Raw genomic sequence first — 15,486 nt, 5'->3', positions numbered from 1 at the left:
GACCCTCACTCCTGCTCGCGCCGTGCTCCGGCCGAGGGCTGGACGGCGAAGATCTCGGGCTCCTCGTGACCCGCGCGCGCGAACGCGGCCAGGACCTGCTCCGTGACGGCGTCGACGCCGGCCCGCTCCACCAGGGCGATGGCCGACCCGCCGAACCCACCACCCGTCATCCGGGCGCCCACGGCGCCGGCGGCCATCGCGCTCTCGACCGCGCGATCGAGCTCGGGGACGGAGATCTCGAAGTCGTCGCGCATCGACGCGTGCGAGGCGAGCAGGAGTTCGCCGATCGCCCGGGGCCCCCGCCGGCGCAACGTCGCGACGGTCTCGAGCACCCGCCGGTTCTCGGTGACGATGTGGCGCACCCGGCGGAAGGTCTCCTCGTCCAGCAGCTGCTGCGCGCGCGCCAGGTCGTCGGCCTCGAGATCACGGAGCGCGCGCACGCCGAGCGTCCGAGCCCCGCGCTCGCACGCCTCCCGACGCGAGGCGTAGCCACCGTCCGCATGCGCGTGCGTGACCCGGGTGTCGATCACGAGCACCGTCAGCCCCTCCTCCTCCAGGCCGAGCGCGACCAGCTCGTGAGTCCCGTCCCGACAGTCGAGGAAGAGCACCGCGTCGGGCGCGGCGAGCAGGGAGGCGGACTGGTCCAGGATGCCGGTGGGCGCGCCGACGATCTGGTTCTCGGCGAGGTTGGTCGCCCGGACGAGCCGGTCACGGCCCAGGTCGAGCCGCCACGTCTCGTCGAGGGCGACGGCCAGGGAGCACTCCAGCGCCGCGGACGAGGAGAGCCCGGCCCCGAGCGGCACGTCGGAGGTGAAGTAGGCGTCGAAGCCGCCCACCCGATCCAGGTCGGCGCCGACCCGGCCCAGCCCCCACGCCGTTCCGAAGGGGTACGCCGACCACCCGCTCATGGTCGCCGCCGTGATCCCGCCCAGGTCGATCTCACGGTCGTCGAAGTCGCCTGCCGAGGCGACCCGGGCCGTGCGGTCCTCGCGCGCGGCCAGCGCGACATAGGTCCGCCGGTCGATCGCGAACGGCAGCACGAACCCCTCGTTGTAGTCGGTGTGCTCGCCGATCAGGTTCACCCGCCCGGGAGCCGACCACACGCCGGCCGGCTCGCGGCCGAACGCCGTACGGAAGCCGGCGCGGGCCGCCTCGACGCTGCTCGTGACGGTCATACCGGCGTCTCCTCGTCCGCGCGGGCGATGGCCGCCCGCAGCTGGTCGGCCTGCGTCTCGGGGAGCACGTCCCCGACCCAGGCTCCCATGGCCGCCTCGCTCCCGGCGGAGTACTTCAGCTTGTCCCTGCCCCGGCGCGGGCTGGTGATCTGCAGCGCCAGCCGGACGACGTCGCGGTGCGAGCGCACCGGCGCCTGGTGCCATCCGGCGATGTACGGCGTCGGCGTCTCGTACATCGCATCCAGGCCACGCAGCAGCCGCAGGTAGACCACCGCCAGCTCGTCGCGCTCCTCGGCGGTGGTCTGCGTCAGATCGGCGACATGCCGGTGCGGCAGCAGGTGGATCTCGATCGGCCATCGCGCCGCGAACGGGACGAACGCGGTCCAGTGCGTGCCCGCCAGCAGCACCCGCTCGCCGACGCGCTCGCTGGCCAGAATGTCGGCGAACAGGGTGGGGCCGTACTGCTCGATGGCCCCGATCAGGCGCTGCGTCCGCGGCGTGACGTAGGGGTAGCCGTAGATCTGGCCGTGCGGATGCCGCAAGGTCACGCCGATGGCCTCGCCGCGGTTCTCGAAGGGGAACACCTGGGCCACACCCGGCAGTGCGGAGAGCGCCGCCGTGCGGTCTGCCCACGCCTCGATCACGGTGCGCGCCCGGGTCCGGTCCACGGAGCCGAAGGCGCCCTCGTGCTGCGGACTGAAGCACACCACCTCGCAGCGTCCGACCGCGGGCGCGGTCCGGTTGAGCCCGATGCCGCCCAGGTCGCCGGCATCGGGGGCGCTCGCGGGCCCGAACGACGGGCTGCGGTTCTCGAAGACGGCGACGTCGTACGGCGCCGGGATCTCGGACGGATTGCCGGGCGTCTGCGGCGCCAGCGGGTCCAGCTCGGCGGGTGGCAGCTGGACGCGCTGCTGGCGCGCCGTCGCGATCGAGATCCACTCCCCGGTCAGCGGGTCCTGCCGCATCACAGCGGTGCCAGGGCGGGGCGGAAGATCCCGCCGGTCGACGGCCCGGTCCGGGGGCAGGGTCGTCGCCGGGTCGTCGAAGTAGAACAGCTCGCGCCCGTCGGCCAGCCACGCCGGGCGCTTGACGATGTCGGCCACTCTTCGAGGGTAGGCACTTTCGTTATCGAAAGCAATTGCTTGCGTATTGACAACTACTCGTGGCCTCGCCGATGCTCGTTCTCGTGGAGAAGGACCCCGATGCCCTCGGCACCGACGAGCGCCGCGACCGGATCCTCGCGCTGGTCGAGTCGTCCGGGTTCGCCCGTGTCGTCGACCTGAGCGCGGCCTTCGGCGTATCGACCGTGACGGTGCGATCCGACCTCGATGCCCTCGCCGAGCGCGGGGCGGTGCGGCGCATCCGCGGCGGCGCCATGGCCACCGACGGCGCGGCGCTGCGCGAGCGGCCGTTCGAGGAGGTCCAGGTGGAGGCGGTCGCCGAGAAGGCCAAGATCGCCACCGCCGCGGTCGACCTGATCGATCCCGGCATGGGCGTCATCCTCGACGTCGGCACCACCGCCGCCGCGATCGCCCAGGAGCTTCTGCGCCGCGAGCAGCTCACGGACGTCACGGTGATCACCAGCGGTCTGTCGATCGCGCTGATGCTCGAGCCGGCCATCCCGCGCCTCCAGGTCATCGTCAGCGGCGGGGCGCTACGCCCGCTGCAGCACTCCCTCGTGTCGCCGCTGGGCACGGTCGTGCTGCAGCAGGTCCATGCCGACATCGCCTTCATCGGCTGCAACGGCATCGATGCGGTCGCCGGGGTCACCAACGTCAACCTCCCCGAGGCGGAGATCAAGAGGGCGATGATCGCCAGCGCCGCCGAGGTCGTCGTGGTCGCCGATGGGTCCAAGGTGGGCAGGGCGCGGTTGGGCATGATCGCCCCGGCCACCGACGTGGACATGCTCATCACCGACGCGTCCGCACCGCGGTCGGCCCTGGACGAGCTCCGGGCGCTCGACGGCCCGCACGTCGTCGTCGCCTGATCGCCCGCACCGGCGCCGCCGGCTGCGTCGAGTCAGTCCTCCGGCTCGTAGCCCAGGTTGGGGCTCAGCCAGCGCTCGGCCTCCTTGAGCGTCCAGCCCTTGCGCCGGGCGTAGTCGGCGACCTGGTCCTGGCCGAGCCGGCCGACCACGAAGTACTGCGCCTGAGGGTGGCCGTAGTAGACCCCCGAGACGGCGGCGCCGGGCCACATCGCCATCCCGTCGGTGAGCTGGATGCCGGTGGCGGCGGTGACGTCGAGCAGCTCCCAGATGGTGCGCTTCTCGGTGTGGTCGGGGCACGCCGGGTAGCCCGGCGCCGGTCGGATGCCCTGGTAGCGCTCCGCGATCAGGTCCTCGTTGGTCTTGTCGTCCTCCGCGGCGTACCCCCAGAACTCGGTGCGGACCCGCTGGTGCAGCCGCTCGGCGAACGCCTCGGCGAGCCGGTCCGCCAGTGCCTCGAGCAGGATGGCCGAGTAGTCGTCGAGGTCGGCGCGGAACTGCGCGATCCGCTCCTGTGCGCCTAGCCCGGCGGTGACGGCGAACGCGCCGACCCAGTCCGCCAGCCCGGTGTCGACCGGGGCGACGAAGTCGGCCAGGGAGCGGTTCGGGACGCCCTCGCGGTGCTGGCCCTGCTGGCGCAGCGCGAACAGCGTGGTGCGCGGCGTGGTGCGGGACTCGTCCTCCCACACCACCACGTCCTCGCCGTCGCCGACCGCGTTGGCCGGGAAGAGCCCGAAGACCGCCCGCGCCGTCAGCCACTTCTCCGCGACGATCCGGTCGAGCATCTCCTGGGCGTCGGCGAACAGCTTGCTGGCGGTCTCCCCGGTGACCGGGTGGTGCAGGATGTCGGGGAACTTCCCCTTCATCTCCCAGGCGTTGAAGAACGGCTGCCAGTCGATGAACTCCCGCAGCTCGGCCAGCGAGTAGTCGTCGAGCACGTGCACCCCCGGCTTGGCCGGCCGGACCGGGGTGTACGTCGACCAGTCCACCGGCGTGGCGTTCGCCTTCGCCTTGGCGTAGGTGAGCATCGGCCGCTCGGTCTTCTCCGCGTGCCGGGCTCGGAGCGCGTCGTAGTCCTCCTTGACGGCCGCGAGCAGCTCCTCACGCTTGTCGCCGAGCAGCTGCGCGGCGATCGGCACTGACCGGGAGGCGTCCTTGACCCAGACCACGGGGCCGTCGTACGCCTTGTCGATCTTGACCGCGGTGTGGGCCCGGGAGGTGGTGGCCCCGCCGATCAGCAGCGGGATGGTCAGGCCGTTGCGCTGCATCTCGCCGGCGAAGTTGACCATCTCGTCCAGCGAGGGCGTGATCAGGCCGGAGAGGCCGATCATGTCCGCGCCGACCTCGGCGGCGGTGTCGAGGATCTTCTGCGCCGGCACCATCACGCCGAGGTCGATGACCTCGTAGTTGTTGCACTGGAGGACGACGCCGACGATGTTCTTGCCGATATCGTGCACGTCGCCCTTCACGGTCGCCATCACGATGGTGCCGTTGGACTCCCGCTGCGCGGCCAGCTCCGGGTTGTTCGCCTTCTCCTCCTCGATGAAGGGGATCAGGTAGGCCACGGCCTTCTTCATCACCCGGGCGCTCTTGACCACCTGGGGCAGGAACATCTTGCCGGCACCGAACAGGTCACCGACGACGTTCATGCCGTCCATCAGCGGACCCTCGATGACCTCGATCGGGCGGCCACCGCGTTCGGCGATCTGCCGGCGCAGCTCCTCGGTGTCCTCCTCGACGTACGCGTCCAGGCCCTTGACCAGGGCGTGCGTGATCCGCTCCCCGACCGGCAGTTCGCGCCACTCGTCGGCCTTGACCTCGGCCTCCTCGCCGCTGCCGCGGTGCCGCTCGGCCAGCTCCAGCAGCCGCTCGGTGGCGGCCAGCGGGTCGGGGGTGCGGTTGAGGACGACGTCCTCGATGGCGTCGCGAAGCTCGGGGTCGATCTCGTCGTAGGTGACCAGCGCGCCGGCGTTGACGATGCCCATGTCCAGCCCGGCGTTGATCGCGTGGTAGAGGAAGACCGCGTGGATCGCCTCCCGCACCGGGTTGTTGCCGCGGAAGGAGAAGCTGACATTGCTGATGCCGCCCGACACCTTCGCGCCGGGCAGGTTCTGCTTGATCCAGCGGGTGGCCTCGATGAAGTCCACGCCGTACGTCGCGTGCTCCTCGATGCCGGTCGCGACGGCGAAGACGTTCGGGTCGAAGATGATGTCCTCGGGGTCGAAGCCGACCTCGTCGACCAGCAGCCGGTAGGCGCGCTCGCACACCGAGATGCGGCGCTCGAAGCTGTCGGCCTGACCGTCCTCGTCGAAGGCCATCACCACCGCGGCGGCGCCGTAGCGCTTGCACAGCCGAGCCTGGGCGAGGAACTTCTCCTCCCCCTCCTTGAGCGAGATGGAGTTGACGATCGGCTTGCCCTGGACGTTCTTCAGGCCGGTTTCGATGACCTCCCACTTCGAGGAGTCGATCATCACCGGGACCCGGCTGATGTCCGGCTCGGAGGCGATCAGCTTGAGGAAGCGGTCCATCGCCGCGACCCCGTCGATCATGCCCTCGTCCATGTTGACGTCGATGACCTGCGCGCCGTTCTCGACCTGCTGGGCGGCCACGCCGAGCGCGGTGTCGTAGTCGCCGGCCTTGATCAGGTTGCGGAACCGCGCCGAGCCGGTGATGTTGGTGCGCTCGCCGACGTTGACGAACAGGCTGTCCTCGGTCACCGTGAACGGCTCGAGGCCGGAGAGCCGCAGCGCCGGCGCGACGGTGCTCGGAGTACGCCGGGTCTTGCTCGCGACCGCGTCGGCGATGGCCTTGATGTGCGCCGGCGTGGTGCCACAGCAGCCGCCCACCAGGTTCACGAACCCGGCCCCCGCGAACTCCTCGAGGTAGCCGGCGGTCTCCTCGGGGCCCTCGTCGTACTCGCCGAAGGCGTTGGGCAGGCCGGCGTTGGGGTAGCAGGAGACGAACGTGTCAGCGACCCGGGCCAGCTCGGCGATGTAGGGACGCATCTCCTTGGCGCCGAGCGCGCAGTTAAGCCCGACCGCGAGCGGGGCGGCGTGCCGCACCGAGTCCCAGAACGCCTCGGTCACCTGGCCGGACAGGGTCCGGCCGGAGGCGTCGGTGATGGTGCCGGAGATGACCACCGGCCAGCGTCGGCCGTACTCGCCGAAGACCTGCTCGACGGCGAAGATCGCGGCCTTGGCGTTGAGGGTGTCGAAGATCGTCTCGATGAAGATCAGATCGGCACCGCCCTCGACCAGCCCCCTGGTCGCGGTCGCGTACGCCGCCACCAGCTCGTCGTAGGTGACGTTGCGCGCGCCGGGGTCGTTCACGTCGGGACTGATCGAGGCGGTCCGGCTGGTCGGACCGAGCGCGCCGGCGACGTACCGCGGTCGCTCGGGCGTGCTGAACGCGTCGGCGACGCGGCGGGCGAGCTGGGCGGAGGCGTGGTTCAGCTCGTAGGCCAACTCCTCCATGCCGTAGTCGGACAGGCTGATCGCGTTGGCGTTGAACGTGTTGGTCTCGACGATGTCCGCGCCGGCCTCGAGGTACTCCCGGTGGATGCCCTCGATGATCTGCGGCTGGGTCAGCGACAGCAGGTCGTTGTTGCCGATCACGTCGGTCGGCCAGTCCCTGAACCGCTCGCCGCGGTAGCCCGCCTCGTCCGGCCGGTCTCGCTGGATGGCGGTGCCCATCGCTCCGTCGATGACCATGATCCGCTCGCGGAGCGTCGCGGAGAGGATCTCGGTCGCGTCGGGGCGCAGCGTCATGACCGCATTCTCCCACCCGCGGTGGAGGCACCCGAATCGTGTCCGCACCGCGACGTGCCGCTGGGTGCACCGGCGCCTGCACGCCCCGGACTAGGGTGGGAGTGTGATCGAGCTGGAGGAGACCCACGACCTGGTGGACCCCGTGGTGATCGCGGCGTTCGAGGGGTGGAACGACGCCGCCGACGCCGCGACCGGGGTGGTCGACCACCTGATGCACGTGTGGCATGCGCGGGTCATCGGGGCGCTCGATCCCGAGGACTTCTACGACTTCCAGGTCAACCGGCCGCATATCGGCTCCGACGAGAACGGCCACCGGCGCATCAGCTGGCCGACCACCCGGATCGCCATCGCCTCTCCCCCCGAGCTTGACCGTGACGTCATCCTGATCCGCGGCATCGAGCCGTCGATGCGCTGGCGGCAGTTCTGCGCCGAGCTGCTCGCCGCCGTCGACGACCTCGGCGGCCAGCTGGTGGTGACGATGGGGGCGCTGTTGGCCGACACGCCGCATACCCGACCGATCCCGGTCAACGGCACCGCGACCGAACCCGAGCTGCTGGACCGGCTGGACCTGGAGCAGGCGAGCTACGAGGGGCCGACCGGGATCGTCGGCGTACTCCAAGACGCGTGCTCGATGCTCGACATCCCGTCGGTGTCCTACTGGGCGGCGGTGCCGCACTACGTCGCGCAGCCGCCCTGTCCGAAGGCCACGCTCGCGCTGGTGACTCAGCTCGAGGATCTGCTGGAGTGCTCGATCCCGCTCGGCGACCTGCCCGAGGACGCCCGCGCCTGGGAGCGCGGCGTGAACGAGCTGGCCGAGGAGGACGAGGACGTCGCCGAGTACGTCCGAGGTCTCGAGGAGACCCGCGACACCGCCGACCTCCCGGAGGCCTCCGGTGAGGCGATCGCCCGGGAGTTCGAGCGCTACCTCAAGCGCCGCGGCCAAGAATGACGTTCATTCGTGGATTTCGCACCCGCGAATCGGGGATTTCGTCACCCGATCCCGGATTCGGACGTGCGAGATCCCGGATTCGGAAGTCCGAAATCCACGACTCGGCAGTGAGAAATCCCCGAATCGGCGTCAGAGGCTGAGGCCCAGGGCGGCGTCGAGCACGGCGCTCACCTGGGCCGCGGCGGCGGGGTCGCTGGTGTCGGCCAGGTGGCCGGCCACGCCGAGCGTCGCGTCGACCCAGTCCTGGACGGCGGCGACGGCGCCGGGCGCGTCCAGGTCGTCGGCGATCGCGGCCAGCACCCGCTCGACCACCGGCGCGGCCGGCGCGCCGCGGCCCAGGCTCAGCGCCTGGCGCCACTGGGCGATGGTGTCGACCGCGTCGAAGAGCAGGTCGTCGGTCCACTCCCAGTCGTCGCGGTAGTGATGGCGCAGCAGCACCAGCCGGATCGCCATCGGGTCGATCTCGGCGTTGCGCAGTGCCGAGACGAAGACCAGGTTGCCCTTGGACTTCGACATCTTCTCGCCGTCGTAGGCCACCATGCCGGCGTGGGCGTAGGCCCGCGCGAACGGTACGCCGGGCTCGACGACGTGCGCGTGCGCCGCACACATCTCGTGGTGCGGGAAGACCAGGTCGGAGCCGCCGCCCTGGACGGTGAAGCCGGCGCCGAGATGCTCTCGGGCGATGGCGGCACACTCGATGTGCCAGCCGGGGCGGCCCTTGCCCCAGGGTGAGTCCCAGGACGGCTCCCCCGGCCGCTCGGCGCGCCACACCAGCGGGTCGAGCGGGTCCTTCTTGCCCGGGCGATCCGGGTCGCCGCCACGCTCGGGGAAGATCTGGAGCATCTGCTCGCGGGTGAGGTTCGACTCCGCCCCGAAGGCGTCGTCGGCGGCGACCGAGAAGTAGAGGTCGTCGTCGACGCGGTAGACGGCGCCGGCGTCCTCCAGACGCTGGATCAGCGCGACCACCAGCGGGATGGACTCGACCGCGCCGGTGTAGTCGTCCGGCGGGAGCACCCGCAGCGCCTCCATGTCCTGACGGAACAGCTCGGTCTCGCGCAGGGCCAGCTCCCGCCAGTCGACGCCGACGGTGGTGGCACGCTCCAGCAGGGGGTCGTCGACATCGGTGACGTTCTGCGCGTAGCTCACCGTCAGTCCGGCGTTGCGCCACGCTCGGTTGAGCAGGTCGAAGGCGACATAGGTGTTGGCGTGGCCGATGTGGGTGGCGTCGTACGGCGTGATGCCGCAGACGTAGAGCGACGCCGTCTCCGGACCGCCCACCTCGACCGGACCGCCGCTCGCGGTGTCGTGCAGCCGCACCGACGGCCCGACGACAGGCAGGACGGGGACCTCGGGAGCAGACCAGGCGCGCATGATCCGAAGCCTAAGGGAGCGCCCTCAAAACGGCGGCCACGGGATCACGTGCCAGTCACCCTGGGGCTCGGGCAGCACCCCAGCGGCGAGCAGGTCGTCGCAGCGTGCGACCAGCGCCTCCAGGTCCCACACCGCGAGATACTCGCCCAGCACGTCGCCGAGCTCGCCGTCCAGCGCGGTGCGAACCCGCCGTAGCCCGGCCGTCTCCGCGGCGGTGAGCGGCTCGCCCATCCAGCCCCACAGCACCGTGCGCAGCTTCGGCGCGGTGTGGAACGTCAGGCCGTGGTCGCAGCCGTAGCGGTGGCCGCCGGCCATCGCCAGCACGTGTCCGCCCTTGCGGTCGGCGTTGTTGACCAGGACGTCGAAGACCGCCATCCGGCGCAGCTCGGGCGTGTCCTCGTGCACCAGCGACACCGGCTCGTCGCGGGCGCCGACCCCGTCGAAGACGTGCCGCCAGCCCGAGGGCACCCGGCCCTCGGGCACGATCGTGACCGGCTCCTGGGTCGGGTCGACCTCGCACCACCGCTGCACCATGCCGGGCCCGTGCGGGCCGTCGCGCAGCCAGGTCTCCGGCACGATGTCCCATCCGGTCGCCTCCGACACCAGGTAGGCGGCGACCTCGCGGTAGGCCAGGTTGCCGTCCGGGAAGTCCCACAGCGGCCGCTCGCCACGGATCGGCTTGTAGACCACCGCGACGTCGCCGACCGAGCCGAGGAACGTCGCGTTGGAGGCGACGGTGATCCGGCCGTGCAGGACCAGCTCGTCGCCGTGGAGGTCGAGCGCGGGCTGGCTCATCCCCTACTCCGTCGGTCGGCGCTTGAACCCGTTCGCGCGCACGCACAGGTGCCCGGCCGGGTCCATCGGACCGCCGCAGAACGGGCAGCTCGGCCGGCCGGCGTCGACGACCAGCTCGGCTCGCTTGACGAAGGCACGGGCGTGCGCCGGCGAGAGCCGTACGACGAGCATCTCGCGCGGCTCCGTCTGCTCGTCGTCGCCCGCCTCACCGAGCTCGTCCGGCTCGTCGTCGAGCGCGTGCGCCTCGATGACCACCCGCTCGTCCTCGGGATCCCACGACAGCGTCATGGTGCCGACCCGGAACTCCTCGCTGATCGGCTGCTCCAGCGGCGCGTTGTCGTCCAGCCCGTACGGCGCCACCGCGGGCACCACCGAGGCCGCACTGGCCATCACCTCGTCGAGCAGCTCGTCGACCCGCTCGGCCAGCACCGCCACCTGCTGCTTCTCCAAGGCGACGCTGACCACCCGGGCACCGGAGCGGGCCTGCAGGAAGAACGTGCGCGAACCGGGCTCGCCGACGGTCCCGGCGACGAAGCGCTCGGGCGGGTCGAATGCGTGGACGACGGGCATGTGACAAGACTAGGCGAGTCCGCGACCGCGGTCGGTCGGGTTAGGAGGTCGCGGGCCCCGCGCCGCCGCCCACCACCGCGTCGGCGCCGGCGGGGCGCCTGCGCCCGCGTTTGCGCACCGGGGGGTTGAGCCAGGCCAGGTCGCCGGCGTGGGTGTTGGTGGCCAGCACGAAGGGACGGGTGCCGGTGTAGCGGACCACCGAGATCGAGGCCGGGTCCACGTGCAGCCGCTGGAACAGGTCCAGGTGCATGCCGAGCGCGTCGGCGAGGATCGACTTGATGATGTCGCCGTGGCTGACCGCCGCCCAGATCGCGTCGTCGCCGTGCTCGGCGGCGACCGCGGCGTCGTGGCGCCGTACCGCGGCGACCGCACGCGCCTGCATCTCCAGCAGCGACTCCCCGCCGGGGAACGCCGCGGCCGACGGCTGGGTCTGCACCGTCTTCCACAGCGGCTCCTTGGCCAGCTCCTTGAGCGAGCGGCCCTGCCACTGCCCGTAGTCGCACTCCACGATGCCCTTGTCCGTGGTCAGCGGCAGCTCGCCGTCCCGGGCGGCGACGATCGCCTTGGCGGTCTGCCGGCACCGCTCCAGGGGGCTGGTGACCAGGCCGGCCAGGCGCACCGGTGCCAGCCGCTCCCCGGCGACCACAGCCTGCCTGCGACCGGTCTCGTCCAGCCGCACGCCGGGCGTGCGGCCGGCGAGCGTGCCGCTGGCGTTGGCCGTCGTGCGGCCGTGTCGCACCAGGATGAGCGTCGCCATGGCCGCCAGCGTAGCCAGGCCGCGCTTCGCGCGCCTGGCTCGCTCGGTCGACACGCACGAGCAAGCTCGGCGGCCTCGCTCGCTTCGCCTACCGTGGGAACGTGATCGTCGACTCCGCCCTCTACCGCAACGGCCAGCGGGCCGACCTGCACTGTCACCCGCACGACTACGCCGTGCTGCGGGAGGGCGTGCGCGAGGACGGCGACTTCGTCTGGCTGGGGCTCTACAAGCCCAGCGAGCGCGAGCTGGCGGAGGTGGCCGAGGCGTTCGGGCTGCACCCCCTGGCGGTCGAGGACGCCCTCACCGCGCACCAGCGCCCGAAGCTGGAGCGCTACGGCGACGTCATGTTCATGACGCTCAAGACGCTCTGGTACGTCGACGCCGACGACGCGGTCGAGACCGGCGAGATCAGCATCTTCATGGGTCGCGACTTCGTGGTCACCGTCCGGCACGGCCGCGGCTCCCAGCTGGCGCCGGCCCGACACCTGCTCGAGGCCGACGAGCGTCGGCTGTTGACCCAGGGACCCTCGGCGGCGATCTACGCCGTCGCCGACCGGATCGTCGACGGCCATCTCAGCGTGGTCGCCGAGCTGACCAAGGACGTCGACGAGGTCGAGACCTCGGTCTTCTCCCCCGCCCGCACCAGCGACTCGGAGCGGATCTACACGCTCAAGCGCGAGCTGGCGGAGGTACGCCGAGCGGTGCTGCCGCTGCGCGACCCGATCCGCCGCTTCGCCGCCGCCGAGGTGCCCGACATCGATGACGACATCAGGCCGTTCTTCCGCGACGTGCTCGACCATCTCAACCGCGCCGCCGAGGACCTGGACGCGCTGGAGATGCTGCTCTCCTCCGCCTTCGACGCGCACCTCGCGCGCATCCAGGTGCAGCAGAACGACGACATGCGCAAGATCTCGGCCGGCGCCGCGATCATCGTCGTACCGACGCTGGTGGCGGGGATCTACGGCATGAACTTCACCCACATGCCCGAGCTCCACTGGCGCTTCGGATACGCCTACGCACTCATCCTGATGGCCGGTGCGGTGGTCGGGCTGTGGTGGTGGTTCCGCCGCTCGGGCTGGCTCTGACCTGAGCGCTCCCTGAGCGTTTCCTGGCTACGGGCTGTCGCCCCGGTCCGTTGGCTGTGATGGCCCTGTGAGCCGGTGCTAGCGTCGACGGCCGTGAGTCAGACGCTCAAGTGGGTCGTGTGGACCCTGGGGTTCGTGGTCGTGCTGGGGGCCGCGGTGGCGATCCGGATGGACTACGTCCATCGCGAGAGTGGCGAGTGGCGGCTGCGTCCTTCGGCGGAGCCGCGGATGCTGCGCTTCGACGGCCACCGCTACCTGCGCGACGGCGTCGGCGAAGTGAAGGACGCGGGCTTCGTCAAGCACGGCGAGGACCTCGGTGGCGGCTACATCCTGGCGCCGGCCACCGGCGCCGCGCCGAGCGAGATCCAGGTCAGGAACCTCAAGACCTACTACGACTACCGACTGGCGGGCTGATGCCTTGCGGCCGCGGCGGCGGCTGGGGGTCGGTGGCGTGTAGGCATAGGGGCGCGATCGTGCCCCTATGCCTACATGTCCAGACCCCCTGGTGCCTGAGCCGGCGGCCCTGGTGATGACCGGCGGAGAGGTGGGCGCAGATCCGCACCGCCTACCGACTCCGCCCACGGGCCGCCACGGGCCGGCCACCTGCGACCGCGCCGGGGCCTAGGTGGCGCTCATCACGCCGGTGGCCACGAACACCAGCACCAGCAGCCCGACCACCACGCGGTAGGGCACGAAGCGGGCGATGGAGTGATGACTGACGAATCGCAGCAGCCACGCCACGCTCGCGTAGGCGACCACGAACGCGATCGCGGTGCCGAGCACCGTCTGGCCGGCCGAGATGCCCTTGACGTCCTTGAGTTCGAAGAGCCCGGCGGCGAGCAACGCCGGGATGGAGAGGAAGAAGCTCAGCCGGGTCGCGGTGACGCGGTCCAGCCCGCGCAGCAGCCCGGCGGAGATGGTCGCGCCGGAGCGGGAGACGCCCGGGATCAGCGCGACGCACTGCACCAGCCCGACCACGATCGCGTCGCGCATCGTCAGCTGCCGCTCGCCGCGGTCCTGACGCGCGACCCGCTCGGCCCACACCAGCACGGCGCTCCACAGCACCAGCCCCGCACCGACCCACCACAGCGAGCGCAGCGGGCCCGACACGACGTCCTTGAGCGCCAGCCCGACGATGCCGATCGGAATGGTGCCGACGATGGCGTACCAGCCCATCCGGTGCTCCAGCGTGCCCCGGTGCTCGGGCCTCACCAGCCCCGCGAACCAGCCGCGCACGATGGCGATGATGTCCTTGAGGAAGTAGATGATCACCGCCAGGATCGCGCCCATCTGGATGACGGCGGTGTACGCCGTGACGGCGTCGTCGTCGATGCGCAGACCCAGGAGCTTCTCGGCGATGGTCAGATGGCCCGTGCTGGAGACGGGCAGGAACTCGGTGAGCCCCTCCACGATTCCCAGCACGACGGAGTCGAAGTAGTTCATCGATCGCTTTCAGCTCCGGGACAGGACGCACGAAGCCTACGGGTCCGGATCTGACCGGAGCCTGACCTCCGCCGCAACACGCAGGGATCCGCCCGTGCACCGCGGCTCGCCCCGGCCCGGCTATCTTCTGACCCATGCAGCAGCGCACCCTGGGAGCCACCGGTCTCAAGGTCTCCCGCCTCGGGCTCGGCACGATGACCTGGGGGCGCGACACCGACGAGCACGAGGCGCGCGACCAGCTGATCGCGTTCGCCGAGGCCGGCGGCACCCTCATCGACACCGCGGCCGGGTACGGCGACGGCGCCGCCGAGCGCCTGGTCGGCAGCCTGATCGGTGACGTGGTGGCCCGCGACGAGATCGTGCTGTCCACCAAGGCAGGGATCTCCCGGCGTACCGGCCGGCGGGAGCTCAACACCTCCCGCGGCCACCTGCTGCGCACGCTCGATGCCTCGCTCGCCCGGCTCGGCACCGACGCCGTCGACCTGTGGCAGGTGCACATCTGGTCCGACGAGACGCCACTGGAGGAGACGCTCACCGCGCTCGACCTGGCGGTGAGCAGCGGCCGGGCGGCGTACGTCGGGGTCTCCAACTACGCCGGCTGGCAGACGGCGCAGGCGGCCACGTGGCAGCGCGCGGTGCCGGGTCGAGCCGCGCTCGCCTCGACGCAGGTGCAGTACTCGCTGCTCAACCGCGACGTGGAGCACGAGGTGCTGCCGGCCGCCGGAGCGCTCGGCCTCGGTGTGCTGGCCTGGTCTCCGCTGGCGGGCGGGGTGCTGACCGGCAAGTACCGAACCGGCACGCCGTCGGACTCACGCGGCGCCGAGCGCGACTTCGCCGCCCGGATCGACAGCTACCTCGACGACCACGGCCGAGCCGTCGTCGAGGCGGTCGCACGCGCGGCCGAGGGACTGGGCTGGACGCCGCTGGAGGTGGCGCTGGCCTGGGTCCGCGACCGCCCGGGCGTGACCGCCCCGATCGTCGGTGCGCGCACCGCCGCGCAGCTGCGCGGGTCGCTGTCGGTGGAGGACAAGACCCTGCCGGCCGAGATCGCCGACGCACTGGACGACGTCTCGGAGGGCTGATGGCGCGCATCGACCGCAGGGCTCCACGGCCAGGGGTGGAGTGGGAGTTCGACAAGGTGAGCTTCTCCCGCGAGTTCTCCCGCAACGTGGTGACCAAGCTGCTGGTCGACCGGGCCGAGCATGGCGGCTGGGAACTCGATCGGGTCCAGATCGGCAACGACGGCGTCCGCCGGGTCGTGCTGCGGCGCAAGATCATCCGGGCCGTCCGAACGGCCTAGGTCCACCACCCGTTCGGCTGGTTTCTGGTCGGTAACCTCCCACCGGTCGGACTCCGCGCCCTAGCCTGGGCAGGATGTCCGACTACCGGGCGAGCGCCCCGACCACCGCGGTCCACGGCGTATCGGCCGCAGCCACGGACCCGCCGTCCGTCTGGCACTGGCGGGCCGCCCTGGGCACCGGCATCGTCGCCACCGTCTGTGCACTGGCGGCCGTCGCTACCAGCGAGGTCGACCGCGGCACCGTCGTCTACTACCTCTCCACCATGCTCGCGCTGGCCGGCGTCTGGCTG

At 71.4% G+C, this 15,486-nt stretch carries 15 protein-coding genes; 7 read left to right on the top strand and 8 right to left on the bottom strand.

The window, feature by feature from the left end; translation table 11 throughout:
- Positions 1-5: 5 nt before the first annotated feature.
- Complete coding sequence (galK, locus tag VHA72_RS15515) at positions 6-1,175, bottom strand: galactokinase (protein WP_325576815.1); 1,170 nt, start codon at positions 1,173-1,175, stop codon at positions 6-8.
- Positions 1,172-2,278 carry a galactose-1-phosphate uridylyltransferase gene (galT, locus tag VHA72_RS15510; protein ID WP_325576813.1) on the bottom strand — a complete coding sequence of 369 codons (1,107 nt, stop codon included), beginning with the start codon at positions 2,276-2,278 and terminating at the stop codon, positions 1,172-1,174. Before galT ends, galK begins: the two co-directional genes overlap by 4 nt.
- Before the next feature lie 83 nt (positions 2,279-2,361).
- On the opposite strand from galT, the gene VHA72_RS15505 reads away from it, so the two are divergent.
- The gene (locus VHA72_RS15505; RefSeq protein WP_325576811.1) at positions 2,362-3,162 is read left to right on the top strand and encodes a DeoR/GlpR family DNA-binding transcription regulator; all 801 of its coding nucleotides are present in this window, start codon (positions 2,362-2,364) and stop codon (positions 3,160-3,162) included.
- Between the two features lie 32 nt (positions 3,163-3,194).
- On the opposite strand, the gene metH is transcribed toward VHA72_RS15505, so the two are convergent.
- Positions 3,195-6,926, bottom strand: a complete 3,732-nt coding sequence (metH, locus tag VHA72_RS15500; protein ID WP_325576809.1) for a methionine synthase — start codon at positions 6,924-6,926, stop codon at positions 3,195-3,197.
- A 103-nt stretch (positions 6,927-7,029) separates the two neighbouring features.
- On the opposite strand from metH, the gene VHA72_RS15495 reads away from it, so the two are divergent.
- Positions 7,030-7,875: a PAC2 family protein gene (locus tag VHA72_RS15495; protein ID WP_325576807.1), complete on the top strand. Its 846-nt coding sequence runs from the start codon at positions 7,030-7,032 to the stop codon at positions 7,873-7,875.
- 129 nt (positions 7,876-8,004) lie between these two features.
- On the opposite strand, the gene mshC is transcribed toward VHA72_RS15495, so the two are convergent.
- From mshC to VHA72_RS15475, 4 genes are read right to left on the bottom strand one after another with little or no spacing between them, the layout of a single operon-like run.
- A complete protein-coding gene (mshC, locus tag VHA72_RS15490; protein WP_325576805.1) occupies positions 8,005-9,246 on the bottom strand; it encodes a cysteine--1-D-myo-inosityl 2-amino-2-deoxy-alpha-D-glucopyranoside ligase in 1,242 nt (413 codons plus the stop codon).
- 24 nt (positions 9,247-9,270) lie between these two features.
- The gene (locus VHA72_RS15485; RefSeq protein ID WP_325576803.1) at positions 9,271-10,041 is read right to left on the bottom strand and encodes an Rv2133c family protein; all 771 of its coding nucleotides are present in this window, start codon (positions 10,039-10,041) and stop codon (positions 9,271-9,273) included.
- Positions 10,042-10,044: 3 nt separating this feature from the next.
- Entirely contained in the window at positions 10,045-10,611 is a 567-nt protein-coding gene (locus tag VHA72_RS15480) for an Rv2134c family protein (protein ID WP_325576801.1), read from the bottom strand.
- Between the two features lie 40 nt (positions 10,612-10,651).
- On the bottom strand, positions 10,652-11,368 hold the full coding sequence (locus VHA72_RS15475; protein ID WP_325576799.1) for a histidine phosphatase family protein: 717 nt from the start codon (positions 11,366-11,368) through the stop codon (positions 10,652-10,654).
- A gap of 101 nt (positions 11,369-11,469) precedes the next feature.
- Here VHA72_RS15475 and corA point away from each other — a divergent pair, with 101 nt between their 5' ends.
- Both corA and VHA72_RS15465 read left to right on the top strand, forming a co-directional pair.
- The gene (gene corA, locus VHA72_RS15470) at positions 11,470-12,453 is read left to right on the top strand and encodes a magnesium/cobalt transporter CorA (RefSeq protein WP_325576797.1); all 984 of its coding nucleotides are present in this window, start codon (positions 11,470-11,472) and stop codon (positions 12,451-12,453) included.
- Positions 12,454-12,546: 93 nt separating this feature from the next.
- The gene (locus VHA72_RS15465; protein ID WP_325576795.1) at positions 12,547-12,867 is read left to right on the top strand and encodes a hypothetical protein; all 321 of its coding nucleotides are present in this window, start codon (positions 12,547-12,549) and stop codon (positions 12,865-12,867) included.
- A gap of 207 nt (positions 12,868-13,074) precedes the next feature.
- On the opposite strand, the gene VHA72_RS15460 is transcribed toward VHA72_RS15465, so the two are convergent.
- On the bottom strand, positions 13,075-13,896 hold the full coding sequence (locus tag VHA72_RS15460; protein ID WP_325576793.1) for an undecaprenyl-diphosphate phosphatase: 822 nt from the start codon (positions 13,894-13,896) through the stop codon (positions 13,075-13,077).
- Between the two features lie 134 nt (positions 13,897-14,030).
- On the opposite strand from VHA72_RS15460, the gene VHA72_RS15455 reads away from it, so the two are divergent.
- From VHA72_RS15455 to VHA72_RS15445, 3 genes are all read left to right on the top strand, one after another.
- Positions 14,031-14,978 carry an aldo/keto reductase gene (locus tag VHA72_RS15455; RefSeq protein WP_325576791.1) on the top strand — a complete coding sequence of 316 codons (948 nt, stop codon included), beginning with the start codon at positions 14,031-14,033 and terminating at the stop codon, positions 14,976-14,978.
- Positions 14,978-15,196, top strand: a complete 219-nt coding sequence (locus VHA72_RS15450) for a DUF5703 family protein (RefSeq protein WP_325576789.1) — start codon at positions 14,978-14,980, stop codon at positions 15,194-15,196. Before VHA72_RS15455 ends, VHA72_RS15450 begins: the two co-directional genes overlap by 1 nt.
- Positions 15,197-15,270: 74 nt before the next feature.
- Positions 15,271-15,486 (top strand): hypothetical protein (locus VHA72_RS15445; RefSeq protein WP_325576787.1); only part of this gene is annotated, 216 nt, incomplete at its 3' end.

The organism is Nocardioides sp. (assembly GCF_035547795.1).
In the GTDB taxonomy this organism is placed as follows: Bacteria; Actinomycetota; Actinomycetes; order Propionibacteriales; family Nocardioidaceae; genus Nocardioides.
The sequence above is the reverse complement of the archived record's forward strand: the minus strand, read 5'-3'. Positions and strand labels throughout refer to the sequence as shown.

Bases quoted from the DNA above. Each gene is read 5' to 3' on its own strand.
- galK (WP_325576815.1), bottom strand. From the start codon at position 1,175: ATGACCGTCACGAGCAGCGTCGAGGCGGCCCGCGCCGGCTTCCGTACG.
- metH (WP_325576809.1), bottom strand. From the start codon at position 6,926: ATGACGCTGCGCCCCGACGCGACCGAGATCCTCTCCGCGACGCTCCGC.
- mshC (WP_325576805.1), bottom strand. From the start codon at position 9,246: ATGCGCGCCTGGTCTGCTCCCGAGGTCCCCGTCCTGCCTGTCGTCGGG.
- VHA72_RS15485 (WP_325576803.1), bottom strand. From the start codon at position 10,041: ATGAGCCAGCCCGCGCTCGACCTCCACGGCGACGAGCTGGTCCTGCAC.
- VHA72_RS15480 (WP_325576801.1), bottom strand. From the start codon at position 10,611: ATGCCCGTCGTCCACGCATTCGACCCGCCCGAGCGCTTCGTCGCCGGG.
- VHA72_RS15475 (WP_325576799.1), bottom strand. From the start codon at position 11,368: ATGGCGACGCTCATCCTGGTGCGACACGGCCGCACGACGGCCAACGCC.
- VHA72_RS15460 (WP_325576793.1), bottom strand. From the start codon at position 13,896: ATGAACTACTTCGACTCCGTCGTGCTGGGAATCGTGGAGGGGCTCACC.
- VHA72_RS15455 (WP_325576791.1), top strand. From the start codon at position 14,031: ATGCAGCAGCGCACCCTGGGAGCCACCGGTCTCAAGGTCTCCCGCCTC.
- VHA72_RS15450 (WP_325576789.1), top strand. From the start codon at position 14,978: ATGGCGCGCATCGACCGCAGGGCTCCACGGCCAGGGGTGGAGTGGGAG.